Annotated in this window: 15 protein-coding genes; 6 read left to right on the top strand and 9 right to left on the bottom strand. The window is 64.0% G+C overall.

What is annotated here, in order from left to right; translation table 11 throughout:
- Window positions 1-8: 8 nt before the first annotated feature.
- The gene (locus tag NKI31_RS15675) at window positions 9-1,067 is read right to left on the bottom strand and encodes a hemin-degrading factor (protein ID WP_352652022.1); all 1,059 of its coding nucleotides are present in this window, start codon (window positions 1,065-1,067) and stop codon (window positions 9-11) included.
- Window positions 1,068-1,103: 36 nt separating this feature from the next.
- On the bottom strand, window positions 1,104-1,310 hold the full coding sequence (gene hemP / locus NKI31_RS15670; protein ID WP_023673860.1) for a hemin uptake protein HemP: 207 nt from the start codon (window positions 1,308-1,310) through the stop codon (window positions 1,104-1,106).
- Window positions 1,311-1,576: 266 nt separating this feature from the next.
- On the opposite strand from hemP, the gene NKI31_RS15665 reads away from it, so the two are divergent.
- From NKI31_RS15665 to hmuQ, 4 genes are all read left to right on the top strand, one after another.
- The gene (locus NKI31_RS15665; RefSeq protein WP_502899140.1) at window positions 1,577-3,706 is read left to right on the top strand and encodes a TonB-dependent hemoglobin/transferrin/lactoferrin family receptor; all 2,130 of its coding nucleotides are present in this window, start codon (window positions 1,577-1,579) and stop codon (window positions 3,704-3,706) included.
- A gap of 5 nt (window positions 3,707-3,711) precedes the next feature.
- The gene (locus NKI31_RS15660) at window positions 3,712-4,146 is read left to right on the top strand and encodes a hypothetical protein (protein WP_023710743.1); all 435 of its coding nucleotides are present in this window, start codon (window positions 3,712-3,714) and stop codon (window positions 4,144-4,146) included.
- Between the two features lie 127 nt (window positions 4,147-4,273).
- On the top strand, window positions 4,274-5,239 hold the full coding sequence (locus NKI31_RS15655) for an energy transducer TonB family protein (RefSeq protein WP_023815474.1): 966 nt from the start codon (window positions 4,274-4,276) through the stop codon (window positions 5,237-5,239).
- A gap of 54 nt (window positions 5,240-5,293) precedes the next feature.
- Complete coding sequence (gene hmuQ / locus NKI31_RS15650) at window positions 5,294-5,608, top strand: heme-degrading protein HmuQ (protein ID WP_023681734.1); 315 nt, start codon at window positions 5,294-5,296, stop codon at window positions 5,606-5,608.
- Between the two features lie 45 nt (window positions 5,609-5,653).
- Here hmuQ and NKI31_RS15645 read toward each other — a convergent pair whose 3' ends face one another.
- Both NKI31_RS15645 and putA read right to left on the bottom strand, forming a co-directional pair.
- Complete coding sequence (locus tag NKI31_RS15645; RefSeq protein ID WP_352652020.1) at window positions 5,654-6,718, bottom strand: glycosyltransferase; 1,065 nt, start codon at window positions 6,716-6,718, stop codon at window positions 5,654-5,656.
- An 87-nt stretch (window positions 6,719-6,805) separates the two neighbouring features.
- Window positions 6,806-10,414: a bifunctional proline dehydrogenase/L-glutamate gamma-semialdehyde dehydrogenase PutA gene (gene putA, locus NKI31_RS15640; protein ID WP_352652019.1), complete on the bottom strand. Its 3,609-nt coding sequence runs from the start codon at window positions 10,412-10,414 to the stop codon at window positions 6,806-6,808.
- 165 nt (window positions 10,415-10,579) lie between these two features.
- On the opposite strand from putA, the gene NKI31_RS15635 reads away from it, so the two are divergent.
- The gene (locus tag NKI31_RS15635; RefSeq protein ID WP_023818076.1) at window positions 10,580-11,032 is read left to right on the top strand and encodes an Lrp/AsnC family transcriptional regulator; all 453 of its coding nucleotides are present in this window, start codon (window positions 10,580-10,582) and stop codon (window positions 11,030-11,032) included.
- A gap of 1 nt (window position 11,033) precedes the next feature.
- On the opposite strand, the gene NKI31_RS15630 is transcribed toward NKI31_RS15635, so the two are convergent.
- Both NKI31_RS15630 and NKI31_RS15625 read right to left on the bottom strand, forming a co-directional pair.
- Window positions 11,034-12,233: a cytochrome-c peroxidase gene (locus NKI31_RS15630; RefSeq protein ID WP_023696486.1), complete on the bottom strand. Its 1,200-nt coding sequence runs from the start codon at window positions 12,231-12,233 to the stop codon at window positions 11,034-11,036.
- Between the two features lie 4 nt (window positions 12,234-12,237).
- Window positions 12,238-12,681, bottom strand: coding sequence for a FixH family protein (locus NKI31_RS15625; RefSeq protein ID WP_023818074.1), 444 nt, complete (start codon window positions 12,679-12,681; stop codon window positions 12,238-12,240).
- A gap of 154 nt (window positions 12,682-12,835) precedes the next feature.
- On the opposite strand from NKI31_RS15625, the gene NKI31_RS15620 reads away from it, so the two are divergent.
- Window positions 12,836-13,756: a sugar kinase gene (locus NKI31_RS15620; RefSeq protein WP_352652018.1), complete on the top strand. Its 921-nt coding sequence runs from the start codon at window positions 12,836-12,838 to the stop codon at window positions 13,754-13,756.
- Window positions 13,757-13,760: 4 nt separating this feature from the next.
- Here NKI31_RS15620 and NKI31_RS15615 read toward each other — a convergent pair whose 3' ends face one another.
- The 3 genes from NKI31_RS15615 to NKI31_RS15605 all read right to left on the bottom strand — a co-directional run bounded on the left by NKI31_RS15615 (window position 13,761) and on the right by NKI31_RS15605 (window position 17,639).
- On the bottom strand, window positions 13,761-14,786 hold the full coding sequence (locus NKI31_RS15615; protein WP_023681740.1) for an aldose epimerase family protein: 1,026 nt from the start codon (window positions 14,784-14,786) through the stop codon (window positions 13,761-13,763).
- 193 nt (window positions 14,787-14,979) lie between these two features.
- Complete coding sequence (locus NKI31_RS15610) at window positions 14,980-16,437, bottom strand: NAD-dependent succinate-semialdehyde dehydrogenase (RefSeq protein ID WP_023714372.1); 1,458 nt, start codon at window positions 16,435-16,437, stop codon at window positions 14,980-14,982.
- A 251-nt stretch (window positions 16,438-16,688) separates the two neighbouring features.
- Window positions 16,689-17,639: an AEC family transporter gene (locus tag NKI31_RS15605; RefSeq protein ID WP_023681741.1), complete on the bottom strand. Its 951-nt coding sequence runs from the start codon at window positions 17,637-17,639 to the stop codon at window positions 16,689-16,691.
- Between the last annotated feature and the right edge of the window lie 63 nt (window positions 17,640-17,702).

The following is a 17,702-nucleotide window of genomic DNA, read 5'->3' as shown; positions in this document are numbered from 1 at the left end:
TCGTTTCCTCAGGCTGCGGTCGGGCTTGGAATGCGCGGCAGGTTCTCGGCAAGGAACCGCCAGTCGTCGCGCTCGCCCTCGCCTTCATGGCGCTTGCCGAAGAACTGGATGATCATCTTGCCGTCGGCGCCATAGGCTTCGAGCGAGGAAACATGACCGTCCTTGGTCGGTTTGCGCACCGCCCACACCTCCTGGATGTGGTCGGTGCGCAGATGCAGGTGGAACGTCTCGTCCATGACGTTGATCCACGGCCCCATCGGCCTGATCGACTTGACGGGACCGGAATGGATCTGGATGCAGCCTCGGTTTCCGACAAAACACATGATCGGCATGTCGTCGGCGGCGGCATGGTGGAACATGGCGCCGATGGCGTTATTGTCGAGCAGCCAGGCATAGTCCTGGCCGACCATGCGCACGGCCTGGTGGCGGGTGAGCTTCAGCGTTTTCAACATGCCAAAGAACTGGTGGACGTCGGTCAGCCGGCTCCAGCGGTCGCGCAGATCATCGATGTCTGCGGCAACGCCCGACGTCTCCGCGTCGTCGTCGGCCAGGCCTGCGATAGACACGGTCGCCTCCTGGTTCGGCGATTCGAGTGCGGCCACGAGCTTCTGGTAGGCATAGAGATTAGACGCCGGCCGCAGATGCACCTTGTGCACCGCATCGCCGGCCACGTCGAAGAATTGCAGGCTGCGGCGGATGTCGCCACCGTCGCGCTTCTCGACGGCAAAGCCATGCGCCCAGACCTTTGGAAAGATACGCAGGTCGATGTTTTCGCCCAGCACCATGGCGTTGTGCGTGCCTGTGACAACCTTGTCGTAGACGCCGATCTTCTCGTGCACCGCGCTTTCGTTGCGGGTCAGCGCCATCACTTCGCCGACGGCGTCGAGGCCGGTCAGAAGATCGTTGACCCTGGGCTCGACGCGCACGACGCCGTCGCCGCAATGCGCGGCCACCAGCTCGGCCTCGGAAATACCGAGCTCGGCGGCAAGATCGCGCTCGCGCGCTTTCGGATTGTCTGCCCGCGCCCGCCGGATTTCATGCGGGGCGGGTTTTGCGCGCTGGTCCATGTCCTGCTTACCTGTCTGCCATGTTTGGTCGTTTCGTCACTTGTTGAGGATGAGCTTGCCCTGGCGGGTGATCTTCAGCCGATAGAGCGCGCCATGGTGCTCGATGCCGATCTCGTGCTCGCCCTGGAACAGCGTGTTGGAGGACAGCGTCCGCACCGCCAGCGGCACCCGGTCGAAGCGGGTCGGCGTCTCCTCGGAACGGCGGACGCGGTAACGGAAGTCGTTGGGATTGTGGGTGTTCATCTCTTTCGATCCCTTTCCTGTGCCGGGCAACTGGCTAGGCGTTGCAAAAATGCCGATCATTTCTTGACTCGCATAATCATGTTTATTAGTCAGTGCAATACCGGACCAAATGAGTCAACATTTAAGACGCCGGACAGAATGAAAAATGCCAGCGAGCACCAAGCCAGCCAGCATCGAACCTGGAATTTTGGAGTTAGGGCATGGGCTTGGGAAATTGTGGACGACTGGGTCTGGCGAACGCCGATCCGGTGCATCGGTCTATGGCAATGGCAGCCTTGCTTGCGGGGGCAGCGACGATCGCGCTGCTGACATCGCCGGCCAGCGCTCGGCTGGCCGCTGACCAGGCCGACCAGACCAGGAAAACCGAGGACACCAAGCCGGCGCCCGCCGGCGCGACCCTGCTGGACAAGATCCTCGTCATCAGCCGCACCGGCGAGACGGCAATCGAATCGCTGGCCTCGGCCAGCCATGTTGACCAGGAACAGCTCGACCGCCGCATGGCGACGACGCCGAACGAAATGCTGCTCGGTGTGCCTGGTGTCGCGGTGCAGGCCGATGCGCGACGCGTCAGCTCCAGCATCAACATCCGCGGCCTGCAGGATTTCGGTCGCGTCGCGGTCATCGTCGACGGTGCCAGGCAGAATTTCCAGCGCTCAGACCACGGCACGCAGTCGACCTTCTATGTCGATCCCGAGCTCATCAAATCCGTTGACGTCATTCGCGGACCGACCGCCAACACCTACGGCTCCGGCGCCATTGGCGGCGTCGTCTTCTTCGACACCAAGGATGCGGTGGATTTCCTCAGACCGGGCGAAACCTGGGCCGGCTCCGTCACCGGGCGCTATGAAAGCAACGGCAAGGGCTGGACCGCCAGCGCCAGCGGCGCCTACAAATTCAACGACGATTTGGATGTGCTGGGCAACATCGTCTACCGCGACTACGGCGACTACAAGAATGGCAGCGGCGACACCGTCGCCGGTACCGGTTTCGACGTGCTGAGCGGCCTGCTCAAGACCACAATCCGCCCGAGCGAGAACAGCGAATTGAAGCTCGGCTGGGTCGGCTCGAGCGACGGCTGGACGGAAACCAGCGGCGGCGTGCCGGCCAACGACGTCGACCTGAAGTCGAACACCTTCACCGCCCGCTACAACATCACTGACGACGCCAGGAGCTGGCTCGATCTCCACATCAACGCCTCCTACAACAAGACCAATCTCGACCTCGCCACGCTGGTCCCGCAGAACCGCTTCGATCCGTCGACCGGCCTTCCCGTGCTGCTGCCCGTCGGTTCGACCTCGACCTTCGACGTTGGCACGGCCGGCGTCGACATCTGGAACACGTCGCGCTTCGAAACAGCCGGTGTTGCGCACGAATTGACCTATGGCGGCGACTGGGTGGGTGACGATGTCGAGACCGGCGGCACCGCCGGCGGCGACAGCTTCTACACCCCATCGGGCAAGCGTAGTGTTTCGGGCGCCTACATCCAGGACAAGCTCACTTGGGACTGGCTCGAGGTCATTGCCGGGCTGCGTTACGACAGTTACAGCCTGGAAGACAGCACCCACGAAACGTCAGGTGATCGTCTGTCGCCGCGCATCACCGTTGGCGTCTCGCCATTCGAAAGCGCCAGCCTTGCGGGCCTGCAGTTCTACGGCACCTACGCGGAAGGCTACCGCTCGCCCTCGTTGACCGAGACGCTGATCAGCGGCAACCATCCGGCAGGCGTCACCTTCCCGTTCCTGCCCAACCCAAACCTGCGGCCTGAAACCGGCAAGACCACCGAGTTCGGCGTCAACTACAAGCTGGACGACCTTATCGAGGCCGGCGACGCGTTCCGGCTCAAGGCCGCCTACTTCCACAACGATGTCGACGACTACATCGAAGGCGTCACGCTGTCGGCATTCGACCCGACCAGCGGCTGCCCGTTCGGCCCCGGCATTCCGATCTGCTTCCAGTACCAGAACGTCGCCCAGGCCAAGATAAACGGCTTCGAACTGGAAAGCGTCTACGATGCCGCCTGGGGTTATGCCGGGCTCTCCGCCTCGATCACCAACGGCCACACCATCTCCGATGAAGGTGAGCGCGCCGACCTTGCCACCATCCCGTCCTCGCAGGTCACCGGGCAGCTCGGCTTCCGCTTCCTTCAGGACAAGCTGACCGTCGGCGGCGAGGTGCAGTACAACGGCAAGCCGAAGGGCAACCCCGTGGCCAAGGATTATACTCTGGTCAACGCCTTCGCCAGTTACCAGGCCACCGACAATCTGAAGGTGGACTTCCGCGCCGACAATTTGTTCGACGTCAAATACACCAACCCGCTGAACGGCGGCACCACCGCCGTCATCTATGAACCCGGCATCACGCTGAAGCTGGCCGCAACCATGCGCTTTGGAGGCTGACACCCATGACAAGTTTGACGGCATCGCTTCGGCTCCTGACCTCGACGCTGGCGATGTCGCTTGGCTTGATGCCGGCGTGGGCTCAGTCCGCGCCGGCTCCGCAACTCAGCCTCGAGCTCAATGCCGCGCAGCCCTCCGAAAAGGGTTGCCGCCTGACCTTCGTCGTCAACAATGCGCTCGGCGCCGATCTTTCCAAGGCGGCATTCGAGATCGCGCTGTTCAACGAGGCCGGCATTGTCGACCGCCTGAGCGTGCTCGACTTCAAGGACCTGCCGGCCGGCAAGACCAAGGTGATCCGCTTCGACCTCGCCGGCACCGACTGCACCAAACTCAGCCGCGTGCTGATCAACAGCGCCACCGAATGCGCCGGCGTCGAACCGGGCGCCTGCATGCGCGGCCTGAAGACGCAGACCAAGACCGGTATCGCATTCGGCGTTTGAGGTGGGTCTGCATCCCGCCTTCCTGCACGACAATGCGACACGACCCGTCGCAGCTCCGCCGTTATGGCCGGCAACCGATCTTGATTTGACAATCCCGCCGCGCTCGCGGCAGGTCTCGCCGCGAACCATGCAGGACATCACCCCCCTCCCCGACGCCGGCAACGAACCGGCGATAACAATGGACGAGCTCGTACAGCCGGCGGCCGCGGACCGCAAATGGACTGTGGCGATCGTCGCGTCCTGCCTGCTCCATGCCGCTGCCGCAGCGGCGTTCATGGTCGCACCCGCCGGGACATTTGATACCGGGAAGGCAATACAGGCCGAAGGCGCCGATCGATCAGGCGCAGACGTCCTCGGCACCGCTTTGCAAAACCCGGTACCCGACGCGGTGGATGTTACCCTGGTAACCGATCCGCAGCCGGCCAAGCCCGTCCAACCCACGCCGCAAACCGAGGCGCCTCAAGCCGTAGAGGAGCCGGCGGCGCCCAAATCTGCGCCGGAATCTGCCAACCAGGCAACCGTCGCTCCCGATGCACCAACGGCCGCCATCCCGGATGATCAAAGTGTCGCCCCAGAGGCTGAGACGCCTGCACCGTCACCGGTTCAAACGCAGAGTTCGGAGGCATCTCCCGCCAATCAGCCTGCCGTTGAATTGCCTGCCGCGAGGCCACCAGTCCCAAGCCCGAGGCCAAGTACATCAATATCGGGCGCACCAATATCGGGAGAGACTGGCGGCACGGCAGATGGCGAGGAGCGCGAGGCAACGGCGGTTGCCAGCAAAGGCGGAAAACAGAGCGCGGCGGGCAATTCGATGGAATCCGGCTACAGCGTTGAAGTTCAGAACAAGCTTGTCCGCGCCAACCGCCACGTTTCGAAGGCGGTTCAAGCCAAGGCTCGCAACAATGCCAGGGTCTATTTCGTCGTCATGGCCGACGGCAGCGTCAGCGACTTGCAGCTTGTCGAAAGTTCAGGGTCTGCCGAGCTAGACCAATTCGCTTTGAAACTGGTGCGCCAGCAAGCCCCGTTCCCGCCCATTCCACCCGAGACCGGATTATCAAGTTGGGTGTTCAGGGCGCGGATCGGTCCGTTTTAAACAGCTTGTAGACCTTCGCCAAATGGCATCGTCCACCAATTCGAGAGGAAGCCAATGTACATCGCCATGAACCGCTTCAAGGTCCAGAATGGCTCGGAGACCGCCTTCGAGGATGTCTGGAAGAACCGCGATTCGAGCCTCTCGGAGATGAAAGGCTTCAGGGAATTCCACTTGCTGCGCGGCCCGGTCAACGAGGCCGAGGGTTACACGCTGTTTGCCTCGCACACGGTGTGGGCAAGCCATGAGGATTTCGTCGCCTGGACCAAATCCGAGAATTTTCGCGCCGCCCATCGCAACACCGGCACCTCGAAGGTGCATTATCTCGGCCATCCGCAGTTCGAAGGCTTTTCGGTCGTCGAAGGGGCCTGATTGAGATTTCACCCGTCGACGAGATCTGACGACGGGCAGATGCCGTCAGGTTCCGGTTGAATTCCGGCCGCCCAGTCGCCGAAGCCACTGGGCAATGTGCAGGCGCAGCCGCCGCCAGGGCTGTCCGCGTGTCAGGTAGCGCGCCAACCGCGGATCACCGGCCAACTCCGGGAACTGGCTCACATGCTGCGTCAGGAATGCAGGTATGAAATTGCGCCCGTTGAGATCGCTGAGCCAGGCAGAATTCGCCAGCAAATAGTCTGCGGCATCCGCCGCCAACACGCTCCTGTAGCTCCTGTATGCAGGCGTTTGCCGCACATTGCCGCCGGCAAAGGCAGTTCCGGTGGACAGGTTGGAGCCATGCAGGCGATAGAGGCCGAGACCTTCTGACAGGATGAGGCTGCCGCCGGCCTGGTGCGCGAGTGTCGCCGTCAGATAATCCGTCCCGACCTTGGCCTTGAACGGGAAGGACAATACCGGTTCCAGCGCGCCACGCCGGTACATGATCGCCGAGCATTGCGACCACAGCCAGCCCGTCACCGCAGGTGCGAAATAGGTTACCGGATGCTCCGATGCGTAGGCGATCCCGGGCGCCATGCCGGCAAGCCGGCCACCGGGCGCGATGGCGACGCCACTGCGATCCGCTCCGGACCGCGGTTTGCGCAAGGCAAGGAAGGTGCCGCCCAGCAAGGTGCCGTCGCCATCGACAAGGAACACATCGGAACTCGACAGTGCGGCCGAATGCGTCGTGTTGAGGTGGGCGGACAGATGCGCGAGGAGAAAATCCGGCAGCCACACGTCATCGGCGTCGAGAAACGCGACGAAGGGCGCGTCGGTTGCGGCAAAGCCGTCGCGGAATCCCGCGGTCTGGCCGCCATTCTCCTTGCGCGCCAACAGGCGCAGGCGCGGGTCTTCTATATCCCTTAGAAGCTGTCGGACATGGTCGGCCGAGCCGTCCGTCGAGGCATCGTCGACGATGACGCATTCCCAATTCCGGTAGGTCTGCGCAAGCACCGAGCGGATCGCCTGTTCGACGTACGGCCGATAGTTGAAGCAAGTGATGACCACCGCCACGCGCGGCAGCTCAAACGGTCGGGACGTGTCTTCCATCTGTTCGGCTGCCCCGCTCGAGTTGCTCTCTATCCCTTGCGCATACCCTTGCAACCCGACGCAGGCAAGCGAGCCGCGAAAAGCCCCCTAGGCCGCCGCGAGCAGGCTGGCATTGCCGCCGGCAGCCGTGGTGTCGACGCAGACAGCGCGTTCATGCGCATAGGCCGCCGGGTTGAGCACCTCGCTGACCAGTGGCACGATCGGCCCGCTGCGGTCGGCAATGACCTTGCGCACGATCCGCGCCGCCTCGGGCCTGCCCGAGAAGGCGACGACATGGACGCGCAGCGAACGCGCTTCGACTGGGTCTGGCCGACCGTCTATGGCCGCCAGCGGCAACCCCTTGCCGGTCAGCGCCGACAGTGCCGCCGGCGCGCCCGGCGCCACGGCCAGCACCGCATTGCCGGCGGCCAGCGCCTGGATCGTCTGGGCAAGCAGCGTGTCGGCGTCCGGACCGAGGCACAGCACCCGGCCGCGCGGCGACAGCGACAGCGTGTTGGCCTCGCCGGTCGGTCCGGGCAGGTCGACCTGGCCGAAATCGATGGCGGCTGCAGCGCCGATGGCTGCAGCGCCCTTGCCGCGCAGATGTTTTCTCAAAATGGCGATGCGGTCCGGCCGCGTCGACCAGCCGCCAAGCGTCGGATCGGGCAGATTGTCGGCCAGTTCGGTCGCCGTCACCTTGTGGCCCTCGGCAATCTCCGTGCCCGCCTCCGGCCCTTTGCGGAACCGCCGGAGATAATGCGGCCCGCCGGCCTTCGGCCCGGTGCCCGAAAGCCCCTCGCCGCCAAAGGGCTGCGAGCCGACGACGGCGCCGATCTGGTTGCGGTTGACATAGATGTTGCCGGCATGGATGCCGTCGACGAAATGCTGGACGCGGCCTTCGATGCGGGTGTGCAGGCCGAAGGTCAGGCCATAGCCCTTGCGGTTGATGGCGGCGATGACGGCGTCGATCCCGTCGGCGTCGAAGCTGGCGACATGCAGCACCGGACCGAACACTTCGCGCTCCATCTCCTCGATGCCCTTGACCCGGAACACATGCGGCGCAACGAAGCGGCCGTCCTTCGGTGCTTCGAGCTTGGCAATCAACCGGCCCTGCAGCCCCATCTTGGTGCAATACTCGCGGATCGATTCCTGCGCCTCGTCATCGATGACCGGCCCGACATCGGTCGAAATCTGCCAGGGATCGCCGATGGTGAGCGCTTCCATGGCGCCCTTCAGCATCTCCAGCATCTTCTTCTCGACATCCTTTTGCACGTAGAGCACGCGAAGCGCCGAACAGCGCTGGCCTGCACTCTGGAAAGCCGATGCCAGTATGTCGCGCACCGCCTGTTCGGGCAGTGCTGTGGAATCGACGATCATGGCATTGAGACCGCCGGTCTCGGCGATCAGCATGGCGTCCGGCGCGGCCGTCTCGGCCAGTTGCTTCTCGATCAGCTTTGCAACCTCGGTCGAGCCGGTGAAGCAGACGCCGGCAATGCGCGGATCCGCAGTTAGCGGTCCGCCGACCGCCGGACCGTCGCCCGGCAGAAGCTGGATGACATCTTCCGGAACGCCGGCCTCGCGCAGCAGCTCGACGGCGCGGAAGGCGATCAGCGGCGTCTGTTCGGCTGGCTTGGCGATGACCGAATTGCCGGTGACGAGCGCTGCCGCGATCTGGCCGGTGAAGATGGCGAGCGGGAAATTCCACGGCGAAATGCACACGATCGCGCCGCGCGCCTCGCTGCCCGCTTCGTTGTTGGCCGCTTCGGCAGCGTAGTAGCGCAGGAAGTCGACGGCTTCGCGCAGTTCAGCCACGCCGTCGGCCAGCGACTTGCCGGCTTCCCTTGTAGCCAGCGCGAAAAACTCGACCGCATTGGCCTCATAGAGGTCGGCGGCGCGGTTGAGGATGGCGGCGCGCTCGGCAACGGGACGCTTTGCCCAGGCCGGCTGCGCTTCCACAGCAAAGCGCACCGCGGTCGCGACCTGCTTGGCAGCGGCTTCGGCGACCGTGCCGACGATCTCGGCAGGCTTTGCCGGATTGACCACCGGGCGCTGCTTGCCGTAGCCGGCGGCGCGCGTGATCGGCTTGGCATGCCAGCGCTCGGGCCCGGCAAAGGCCGCCTTGGCCTTGTCGATCGCCGCCAGCGTCACCGGATCGGTGATGTCGAACCCCTTCGAGTTGCGCCGACCAGCGCCGAAGATCGTCGCAGGACGAGCGATTGCCGGATTGGCGTCGGGGCCCTGGCTCTCGACCGTCTCGAGCGGATCGCGCGCAATATCCTCCGGCTCGACGTCCTCGTCGGTGAGCTGATGGACGAAGGAGGAGTTGGCGCCATTCTCCAGCAGGCGGCGAACCAGATAGGCCAAGAGGTCGGAGTGCGCGCCGACCGGCGCATAGATGCGGCAGCGCGTGCCTTCGGCCCGGCGCACCGTCTCATGCAGCGCTTCGCCCATGCCGTGCAGGCGCTGGAATTCGAAAGCGTCACGGTTGTCAGCCATCGACAGGATGGCGGCGACGGTATGGGCATTGTGCGTGGCGAATTGCGGATAGATACGGTCGGTCATGCCAAGCAGCTTCCTAGCGCAGGCCATATAGGAAACATCGGTGTTGGCCTTGCGGGTGAAGACGGGGTAGCCGGAAAGCCCCAGCGTCTGCGCCCGCTTGATCTCGGTGTCCCAATAGGCGCCCTTGACCAGCCGCACCATGATGTTGCGGTCGTACTTTTTCGCCAGCGCATAGAGCCAGTCGATTGTGAAGGCCGCGCGCGGGCCGTAGGCCTGGACGACGACGCCAAAGCCATTCCAGCCGGCAAGCTCCGGCTCGGACAACACACGCTCGATGACGTCGAGCGACAGGTCGAGCCGGTCGGCCTCCTCGGCGTCGATATTGAGGCCCATGCGCGAATGGCGTGCGGCCAGCGCCAGCGACAGCAGCCGCTCGGCCATCACCGGCAGCATCTTTTCCTTCTGTGCCTCTTCATAGCGCGGATGCAGCGCCGACAGTTTGACCGAGATGCCGTGGTTCTGGCGGATATCGGGACCGTTGGAGCCCGAATCCAGCGAGGAGATCGCGGCGGCATAGGCCTTGAGGTAGCGCAGCGCATCGGCCTCGGTGCGGGCGGCCTCGCCCAGCATGTCGAAGGAATAGAGATAACCTTTCTGGATCATCGACTTGCCGCGCTTGACGGCTTCCGCAATGGTGCGGCCGAGCACGAACTGCTCGCCCATTTCGCGCATGGCGGCGGCGACCGCCTTGCGGATCACCGGCTCGCCCAGCCGGCGAACCATCGAGCGCAGCGTGCCTTCAATGCCGCCCTCGCCCTCGTCGAGCACGCGCCCGGTCAGCATCAGCGCCCAGGTCGAGGCGTTGACGAAGATCGAGCTCGAACCGCCCGAATGCGCCGACCAGTCATGCGGTGCGATCTTGTCGGCGATCAGGTCGTCCATGGTCTCGGTGTCGGGCACGCGCAGCAGTGCCTCGGCCAGGCACATCAGCGCCACGCCTTCCTTGGTGGAGAGGCCGTAGGCCGAGAGAAAAACCTCCATCAGCCGCGGGTCGGACGAGCCGCGCACCGCGCGCACCAGATCCGCGGCACGGGCCGAGACGGCTTTGCGGTCATCGGCCGAAAGTTCTGTCGCCGCAGCCAGCCGCTTCACAGCCGCGTCTTCGTCGGGCAGGTAGTTGGCGCGGATCTGCTGGCGGATGGTGTCGAGCGGCATGGCGGTCCCTGCGGAGCAAACGTATGGGAGCGGGCCGGCGGTCGCCGGACCGAATGGCGCAAGCTAGCACAAAGCCGTATTTTCGGCCGGTCCAAAGAAATCGACATGGCAGGCCGAGCGGTCTATCATTGCGGCCAAATTGTTATCAGATGGACTGTGACATCCGTGACAGAAGACCAATTGGACCGCATCGACAAAAACATCCTGTCGGCGCTGGCGCGCGACGGGCGGCTATCCATGTCTGGACTGGCCGGCAAGGTCGGCCTGTCGAAGACGCCGGTGCAGGCGCGGGTGAAGCGCCTGGAGAAGGACGGTTATATCAGGGGCTATCAGGCGATCATCGATCGCGAGCGCATGGGCGAAGGTCATGTCGCCTTCGTCCAGGTCAAACTGTCGGACACACGCTCGGCCGCGCTCGATGCTTTCAATCGCGCGGTGCAGGCCGTGCCGGAGATCGAGCAGTGCCACATGATGGCGTCGAGCTTCGATTATCTCCTGAAAGTCCGTACCACCGACATCGCCGCCTATCGCCGCGTGCTCGGCGAGCGCATCTCGGCACTGCCGCATGTTGCGCAGACCTCGACCTTCGTGGCCATGGAGACGGTGAAGGATCGCTAGCTCACTCCGACAGCGTCTTCAAAAACGCCACCAGCGCCGCGCGTTCGCGGTCCGACAGTTGCAACGGGTGCACTTCGGAGGTGCCTTCAACGGCCGCCTCCGCCTTCGCGTAGTGCGCCACCACCTCCTCCAGCGTGGAGAACTGTCCGGCATGCATATAGGGCGGCCGTGTCGCCGCGCCCCGCAGCGACGGCGTCTTGTAGGCACGCATCAGTTCGGGTGCTGCCTTGACGATGAAGCGCAGTTCTCCGCAGGCGCCGGCGTCGCCATCGCGGAAGGCGCCGAAGCAGTTGAATGGGTCGGCCTGAACCTGGGCCACCGCATCGAAACGGCCGCGATCCAATGGCAAATCCCTGACCGGCCGCACGCCGGTGTTGTGGAAAGCGTTGTCGGTGAAGCGCGGGCCGTTATGGCAGGTGACGCAATTGGCCTTGCCGATGAACAGTTTCAGCCCGAGCATCTCCTCCTGCGAAAAGGCATCGTCGGCTTTCGGCTTGGCGCCTGACGCAAGATCGATGGCAAAGCGGTCAAAGCGCGTCTGTGCCGGTTCGATCGACCGTTCGAAGGCGGCGATCGCCTTGCCGATGTTGGAAAAGACGCGGTTGACGTCGTCCATTTGGGCCGCGGTCATTGCCTTCCAGGCCGCCTGCTCGGCCTCATTGCCGAGCGGGCTGGCGTTGGCCGGCACGGCGGAAAGATCCGGCAGTGGCCCGAAGATGCGCTCATAGCGCTCGCCGAACCGCTTCTGGATGTAATGCGCGAAGGCCGCGCGGTTTCCCGCCTGCTCAAGCGGGTTTTCCAGCGGCGTCAGCGCCTGCGCCCACAGGCTGTCGCGCCGTCCATCCCAGAAGAACCACGGATTGCGGGCAATGCCGGCCAGCGGCATCGAGCGCCTGTTGGTTCGGCCAACGCCGACGGATTGCGGCAGGTCATCCTGGAATTGCCGGTCGATCTTGTGGCAGGTCGAGCAGGATACGTTCCCGTCACGGCTCATCCCCTGATCGAAGAACAGAGTGGAGCCCAGGGCGGCGGCGGCCGGCACGTCGGCGAAGCGGTTGGTGGTGTCGGGTTTGAGCGCCGGCAAGGTGTTCAGCGCCAGCGAAGCGATGGTCTTCTTCTCGGCATCGGAAAAATCCGGTTTGCCGCAGCCGGCAACGAGCACGACCGCCGCCAATGCCAGAAGGCGCAACAGGCCGTTCATCCGCTCACAGCACCACGTTGAAGACGACCGTGTCGGAACCGGCCGCCGCCGAAATGGCGAAGCGCAACTGCCACACGCCGCTCATGGTGAATTTCAGCCCCTCGATCCTGTAGCGCCCCTCGCCAAGATAATCGGTCGCCTGCGGACTGGTCGGCAAGCCGTGATTGTGCTGCGGCATGCCGCCGGACACCGAGATCGCCGCACCTTCCACGGAATCGCCGTTGACCGTCTTCAGGGTCAGCAACCAGGATTGCAGTTCGCCTTGCCGGATAACGCCGCGTTCCGGCTGAATGCTGGCGACAAACAAGCCGTTCGCCGTCTTCTTCGAGCGCGAAATATCCGGGCCCGGCGCCGACTGCGGCGCGGTCAGATAGACGATCGCCAATATGCCAGTCAGCAAGGCGGCCAGACCAACGCCCGCAAGAAGATAACGCCATATCGATGCCAAACCGGTTCCTCTTCTGGGCATAACGTCTCGCGAAGCAATTCGCGTCCCGCCGCTTCTGTGGGAAAACGCTTCTGGCGCAAAAAACCGCCGCCGCCAAGCATGGCGCTGCCGGCCGCAAAAAGCTACATTAGCGAACTGGTCCGGAGACAGATCCATGGCAGCAGACGGCGTCGCTTCGATCGGTGAATGCATGCTCGAGCTGTCCGGCCAGGCCGGGCCGAACTGGCGCATGGGCTTTGCCGGCGACACGTTCAACACGTTGTGGGCGCTGCATGCGCTGAGCGGCGAGCGGCCGGCGACCTATGTCTCCGCCTTCGGCGACGATCCCTTCTCGCAGGGCCAGATTTCGTTCTTCGCCGAAAACGGCATCGGCATCGGCGCCAGCCCGGTCATCCCAGGCGCGCGGCCCGGCCTCTACGCCATCACCTTGACCGGCGCCGAACGCGCCTTCATCTATTGGCGCAGCGACGCGGCGGCCAGGCGGCTTGCCTCGGATCCAGCCGCCTTGGCAAAAAGCCTTGAAAACCAGGCGCTTGTGTATTTTTCCGGAATCACCTTGGCAATTCTGGATGCCGCCGCGCGCAAGACGTTGCTGGCAGAAGTGGCCAAGGCGCGGGCTGCCGGTTCGCTCGTCGCTTTCGACCCCAACTACCGGCCGCGCCTGTGGCAGAGCCGCGAGGAGGCGCAAGCCGCGATCCTCGACGCGCTTGCCGTCGCCGACATCGCGCTGCCGACCTTTCCCGACGAGCAGATGCTGTTTGGCGACTCGGCACCGCAAGCGACCGCCGAGCGGTTCGGAAAACTGGTCGGCGAAGTCGTCGTCAAGAATGGCGAGGAACCCGCGCTGATCGCCACTGGCGGAGCCCTGCAGCCGGTTCCGGCCCAGCATGTCGCCACCCCGGTCGACACCACCGGCGCCGGCGATTCCTTCAATGGCGGCTATCTCGCCGCCCGGCTGGCCGGCCATGCCCCGGCGGATGCCGTGCAGCGCGCGCATCGCGTCGCCGCCGCTGTCGTGCAGGTGCGCGGCGCGCTGGCGCCGTTCGAGGTTCTAAGAACCGCTTTCGAGGGCTAAGACCTTAGGGAAGCCTGAAACGATATTCCGTCACCTGATGATAGATCTGGCCCGGCCACAGCGTGGCCTGTGGGAAATAGGGCCGGTTCGGCGCGTCGGGCCACGTCTGCGCTTCCAGGCAAAAGCCGGAAAACGCCTTGTAGCGCCGTCCGTCCAGGCCGCCCGAGGTCGGCGCGACATACTGGCCGGTGTAAAGCTGCAGGCCCGGCTCGGTGGTCCAGACTTCCATCTCGACGCCGGAATTGGCGCCTTGCGCCCACGCCACCTGGTGAAGCGGGCCCCGGGCTGACGCCAGGCAGAAATTGACGTCGTAGGGAAGCTGCTCGCCTTCCGTTTCCATGCGCAGCGGCCGCGCCTGGCGGAAGTCGAAGGGCGTGCCGTCGACAGGTTTGACGACGCCGGTCGGGATCATCTCGCCATCGACAGGCGTATAGGCGCCGGCGTTCAGCATCAGCCGGTGGTCGAGAATGTCGCCAGCGCCGCCATCGTCGAGATTGAAATAGGAATGCTGCGCCAGATTGCACAGCGTCGGCTCCTCGCAAGTGGCGGTCAGTTCCATCGAGAGCGTGCCGGGGATCTTCAGCCGGTAGGTGCAGGTGACGTCGAGCGCGCCGGGAAAGCCCATCGTGCCCTCGGGATCGTGCAGGGTCAGCGTGACAAAATCCCGGCCGTGCAGCGAAACCGTCCACGGCCGGTGGAAGAAGCCCTCCGAGCCGCCATGCAGCGTGTGCTTGCCGAGGAAATTGCGCTCGGTCTGGTAGCGCTGGCCGGCAATGGTGAAGCGGCCGTCGCGGATGCGGTTGGCATAGCGGCCGACGACCGCGCCGAAGAAGGCCCGGTCGGTCTCGTAAGGTTCGAAGCGGTCGTAGCCCAGCACCAGCGGCGCGTCGTGACCGGCGAGCCGCAGATCCTGGATGATTGCGCCGAGCCCGATGATGTTGGCGCTGACCCCGCCGCCCCGGATGGTGAAACGGCGAACGGGTTCGCCCGCCTGCGTCGTGCCGAAGACTTCGCCGTCCTTCATCGCTATGTCCAAATGCTAATTCGTCGATCTATCGACTTAGAGCAATTCCAGGAAAAGTGTGAAACGGTTTTCCGTCCGGAATTGCAAAAAACAAAGAACTGGAGCGGTTCGGCGTTTCCGTGAAACGCTGAACCGCTCCAGGCCGGCTGAATGTCGTCTGGCAAGGGCCGGCCCGCGGCCTGCCCTGCCCGTCAATGATTTAGAGGCCGAGACCCCCGATGCAGACATATTTGGTGTCGAGATAGTCCTCGATGCCCTGATGTCCGCCTTCCTTGCCGAGGCCCGATTCCTTGACGCCGCCGAACGGCGCTTCCGGCGTGGTGATCAGGCCTTCATTGACGCCGACCATGCCGTATTTCAGGCCTTCCATGACCCGGAAGGCGCGGCCGAGGTCGCCGGTGTAGAAATAGGCGGCAAGGCCGAACTCGGTGTCGTTGGCAAGCGCAATGGCTTCCTCCTCGGTCTCGAACTTGAACACCGGGGCGATCGGGCCAAAAATCTCTTCCTTCATGAAGCGCATGTCAGGCTTCGCATCGGCGATGACGGTCGGCTGGAAGAATGAGCCGCCAAGCGCGTGGCGCTTGCCGCCGGCAACGACCTTGCCGCCCTTCGACGTGGCGTCGGCGATGAATTCCTCGACCTTCTCGACCGCCTTCACGTCGATCAGCGGTCCCTGCTGCACGCCCTCTTCCAGGCCCGAGCCAACCTTCAGCGCATTGCTGGCAGCGGCCAGCTTCTCGACAAACTTGTCGTAGATGCCGGCCTGCACCAGGAAGCGGTTGGTGCACACGCAGGTCTGGCCTGAATTGCGGTATTTGGCGGTGATGGCGCCGGCGACGGCGCGATCGAGGTCGGCATCGTCGAAGACCACGAACGGCGCATTGCCGCCGAGTTCCATCGAGACCTTCTTGACGGTGACGGACGACTTCTGGATCAGCAGCTTGCCGATCTCGGTCGAGCCGGTGAAGGTGATCTTCGACACCAGCGGATTGGCGCAGATCTCGTCGCCGATTTCGCCGGCAGCACCCGTCAGGATGTTGATGACGCCCTTTGGGAAGCCGACTTCCTCGGCGAGCGCGCCCCATGCAAGGCCGGAATACGGCGTCTGCGAGGCGGGCTTGACCACGGCGGTGCAGCCGGCGGCAAGCGCGGGGCCGAGCTTGCGGGCAAGCATCGAGGAGGGGAAATTCCACGGCGTGATGGCGGCAATGACGCCGACCGGCTCCTTGGTCACCAGGATGCGGCGATCGCCCCACGGCGATGGCACGACATCGCCATAGGTGCGGCGGCCTTCCTCGGCAAACCACATGATGTAGGCGGCGGCCGAACCGATCTCGCCCTTGGATTCGGCGAGCGACTTGCCCTGCTCGATGGTGAGCAGTTCGGCCAGCACATCCTGATTATCCATCATCGCGTCATGCAGCTTGCGCAACAGCTTCGAGCGCTCCAGCGCGGTCGTCTTGCGCCAGGTCTTGAAGGCTTCGCTTGCGGCTTCGATGGCGCGGCGGGTTTCCGCCTTGCCCGACTTCGGCACGGTGCCGATCTTGAGACCGGTGGCCGGGTTGTTGACGTCGACCGCTTGGCCGCTGTCGGCCTGCACCCATTCGCCATTGATGAGATTGGCCTGGCGCATGAAATGGCTGGTTTTCTGCAGCATGGTCTAGCCTCCGTTCGGCGCACTGACGGGCCGGTTTCCTGGATCTCTTGAACGAGCGTGCACAATGGCGGCGGAGCCGACACGCTGAAGCCACTGCTCTTTACCTAGGGCAAGCCCGGCAAGCAATTGCAAGATGGCATATAGGCTTTGGGCCAGCCCAACGCCAGAGAAAATTCACATGTAAATTAGTTTGGGCCGCAGCCTTGCCAAAGACCAGCCTTGCCAAAGACCAGCCTTACAGAAGACCAAGCCTACCCAAAGACATGCACCACCACCGTCAGCCAAAAGGCGGTTGTAACAACCGCGCTTGCCGTGGCGATGGTCATCTGGTTCGACGCCAGCGCCTGGCCGGTGTTGAACTGCACGGCGATGAGATAGGAATTGATGCCGGACGGCAGCGCCGCCACCACGACCGCCACTTTGGCCGTCAAGGGCGGCAGGCCAAACAGCCAGACCAGGCCGAGCACCAGCGCCGGCATCAGGAACAGTTTCAGCGTCGACAGCGCCAGCGCCGGTCGGATGTTACCGGAAATGCCGAAACGGCGCAGGCTGAGCCCCATGGCGAACAGCGCCACCGGCCCGGCGGTGTTAGCCAGCGCATCGGCCAGTCGCATGGCAAGGTTCGGCAGCGGCGCGCCGGTGAGGCGCCATGCCAGCCCGGCCAGGATGCCGATGATCAACGGATTGGTGAACAGTCTTCTCAGAAAGCTCTGGATGATGCGCAGGGGGTGTACGGGCTCGCTGCCGCCGCGGCCAAATATCTCGAACATGATGATCGAAGCCATCATCATGGTCGGCAGATGCACGGAAACGAGCAGCGACAGCACTTCGAATCCGCTGGACCCGAATACGCCGAGAACGAAGGGAATGCCCAGCAACACCACATTCGAGAAGGATGACGACACTCCACCGACGATGCCGGTGCGCGCGTCCCGCCCAAAGATCCGTGTCGTCACCAGATGGCCGGCGGCCCATGTCATTGCAACCGCCGCGAAATAAGCACCCCACAGCGACCAGGGCGCCACGCCGTGGAAATCCGAATTCACCATCGTCCGAAACAGCAGCAGCGGCATCGCGACGTTGATGGCGAATTCGGAGATGCCGTCCCCGCTGGCCGGTTTCAGATAGCCGGTGAGCCCGGTGACATAGCCGAGCGCGACGAGGCTGAAGACGAAAAGAACGGTTTCGGTGAGCGGAGACATTTTTCAGGGATAGGCGAGCCCGGATTCCAGCGCAATCGCCATGATCTTCAGAAACTGATCCTC

The sequence above is a fragment of the Mesorhizobium sp. M0659 genome, assembly GCF_040320605.1.
Taxonomy (GTDB): domain Bacteria; phylum Pseudomonadota; class Alphaproteobacteria; order Rhizobiales; family Rhizobiaceae; genus Mesorhizobium.
This window is presented reverse-complemented; position numbering and strand designations above follow the sequence as displayed.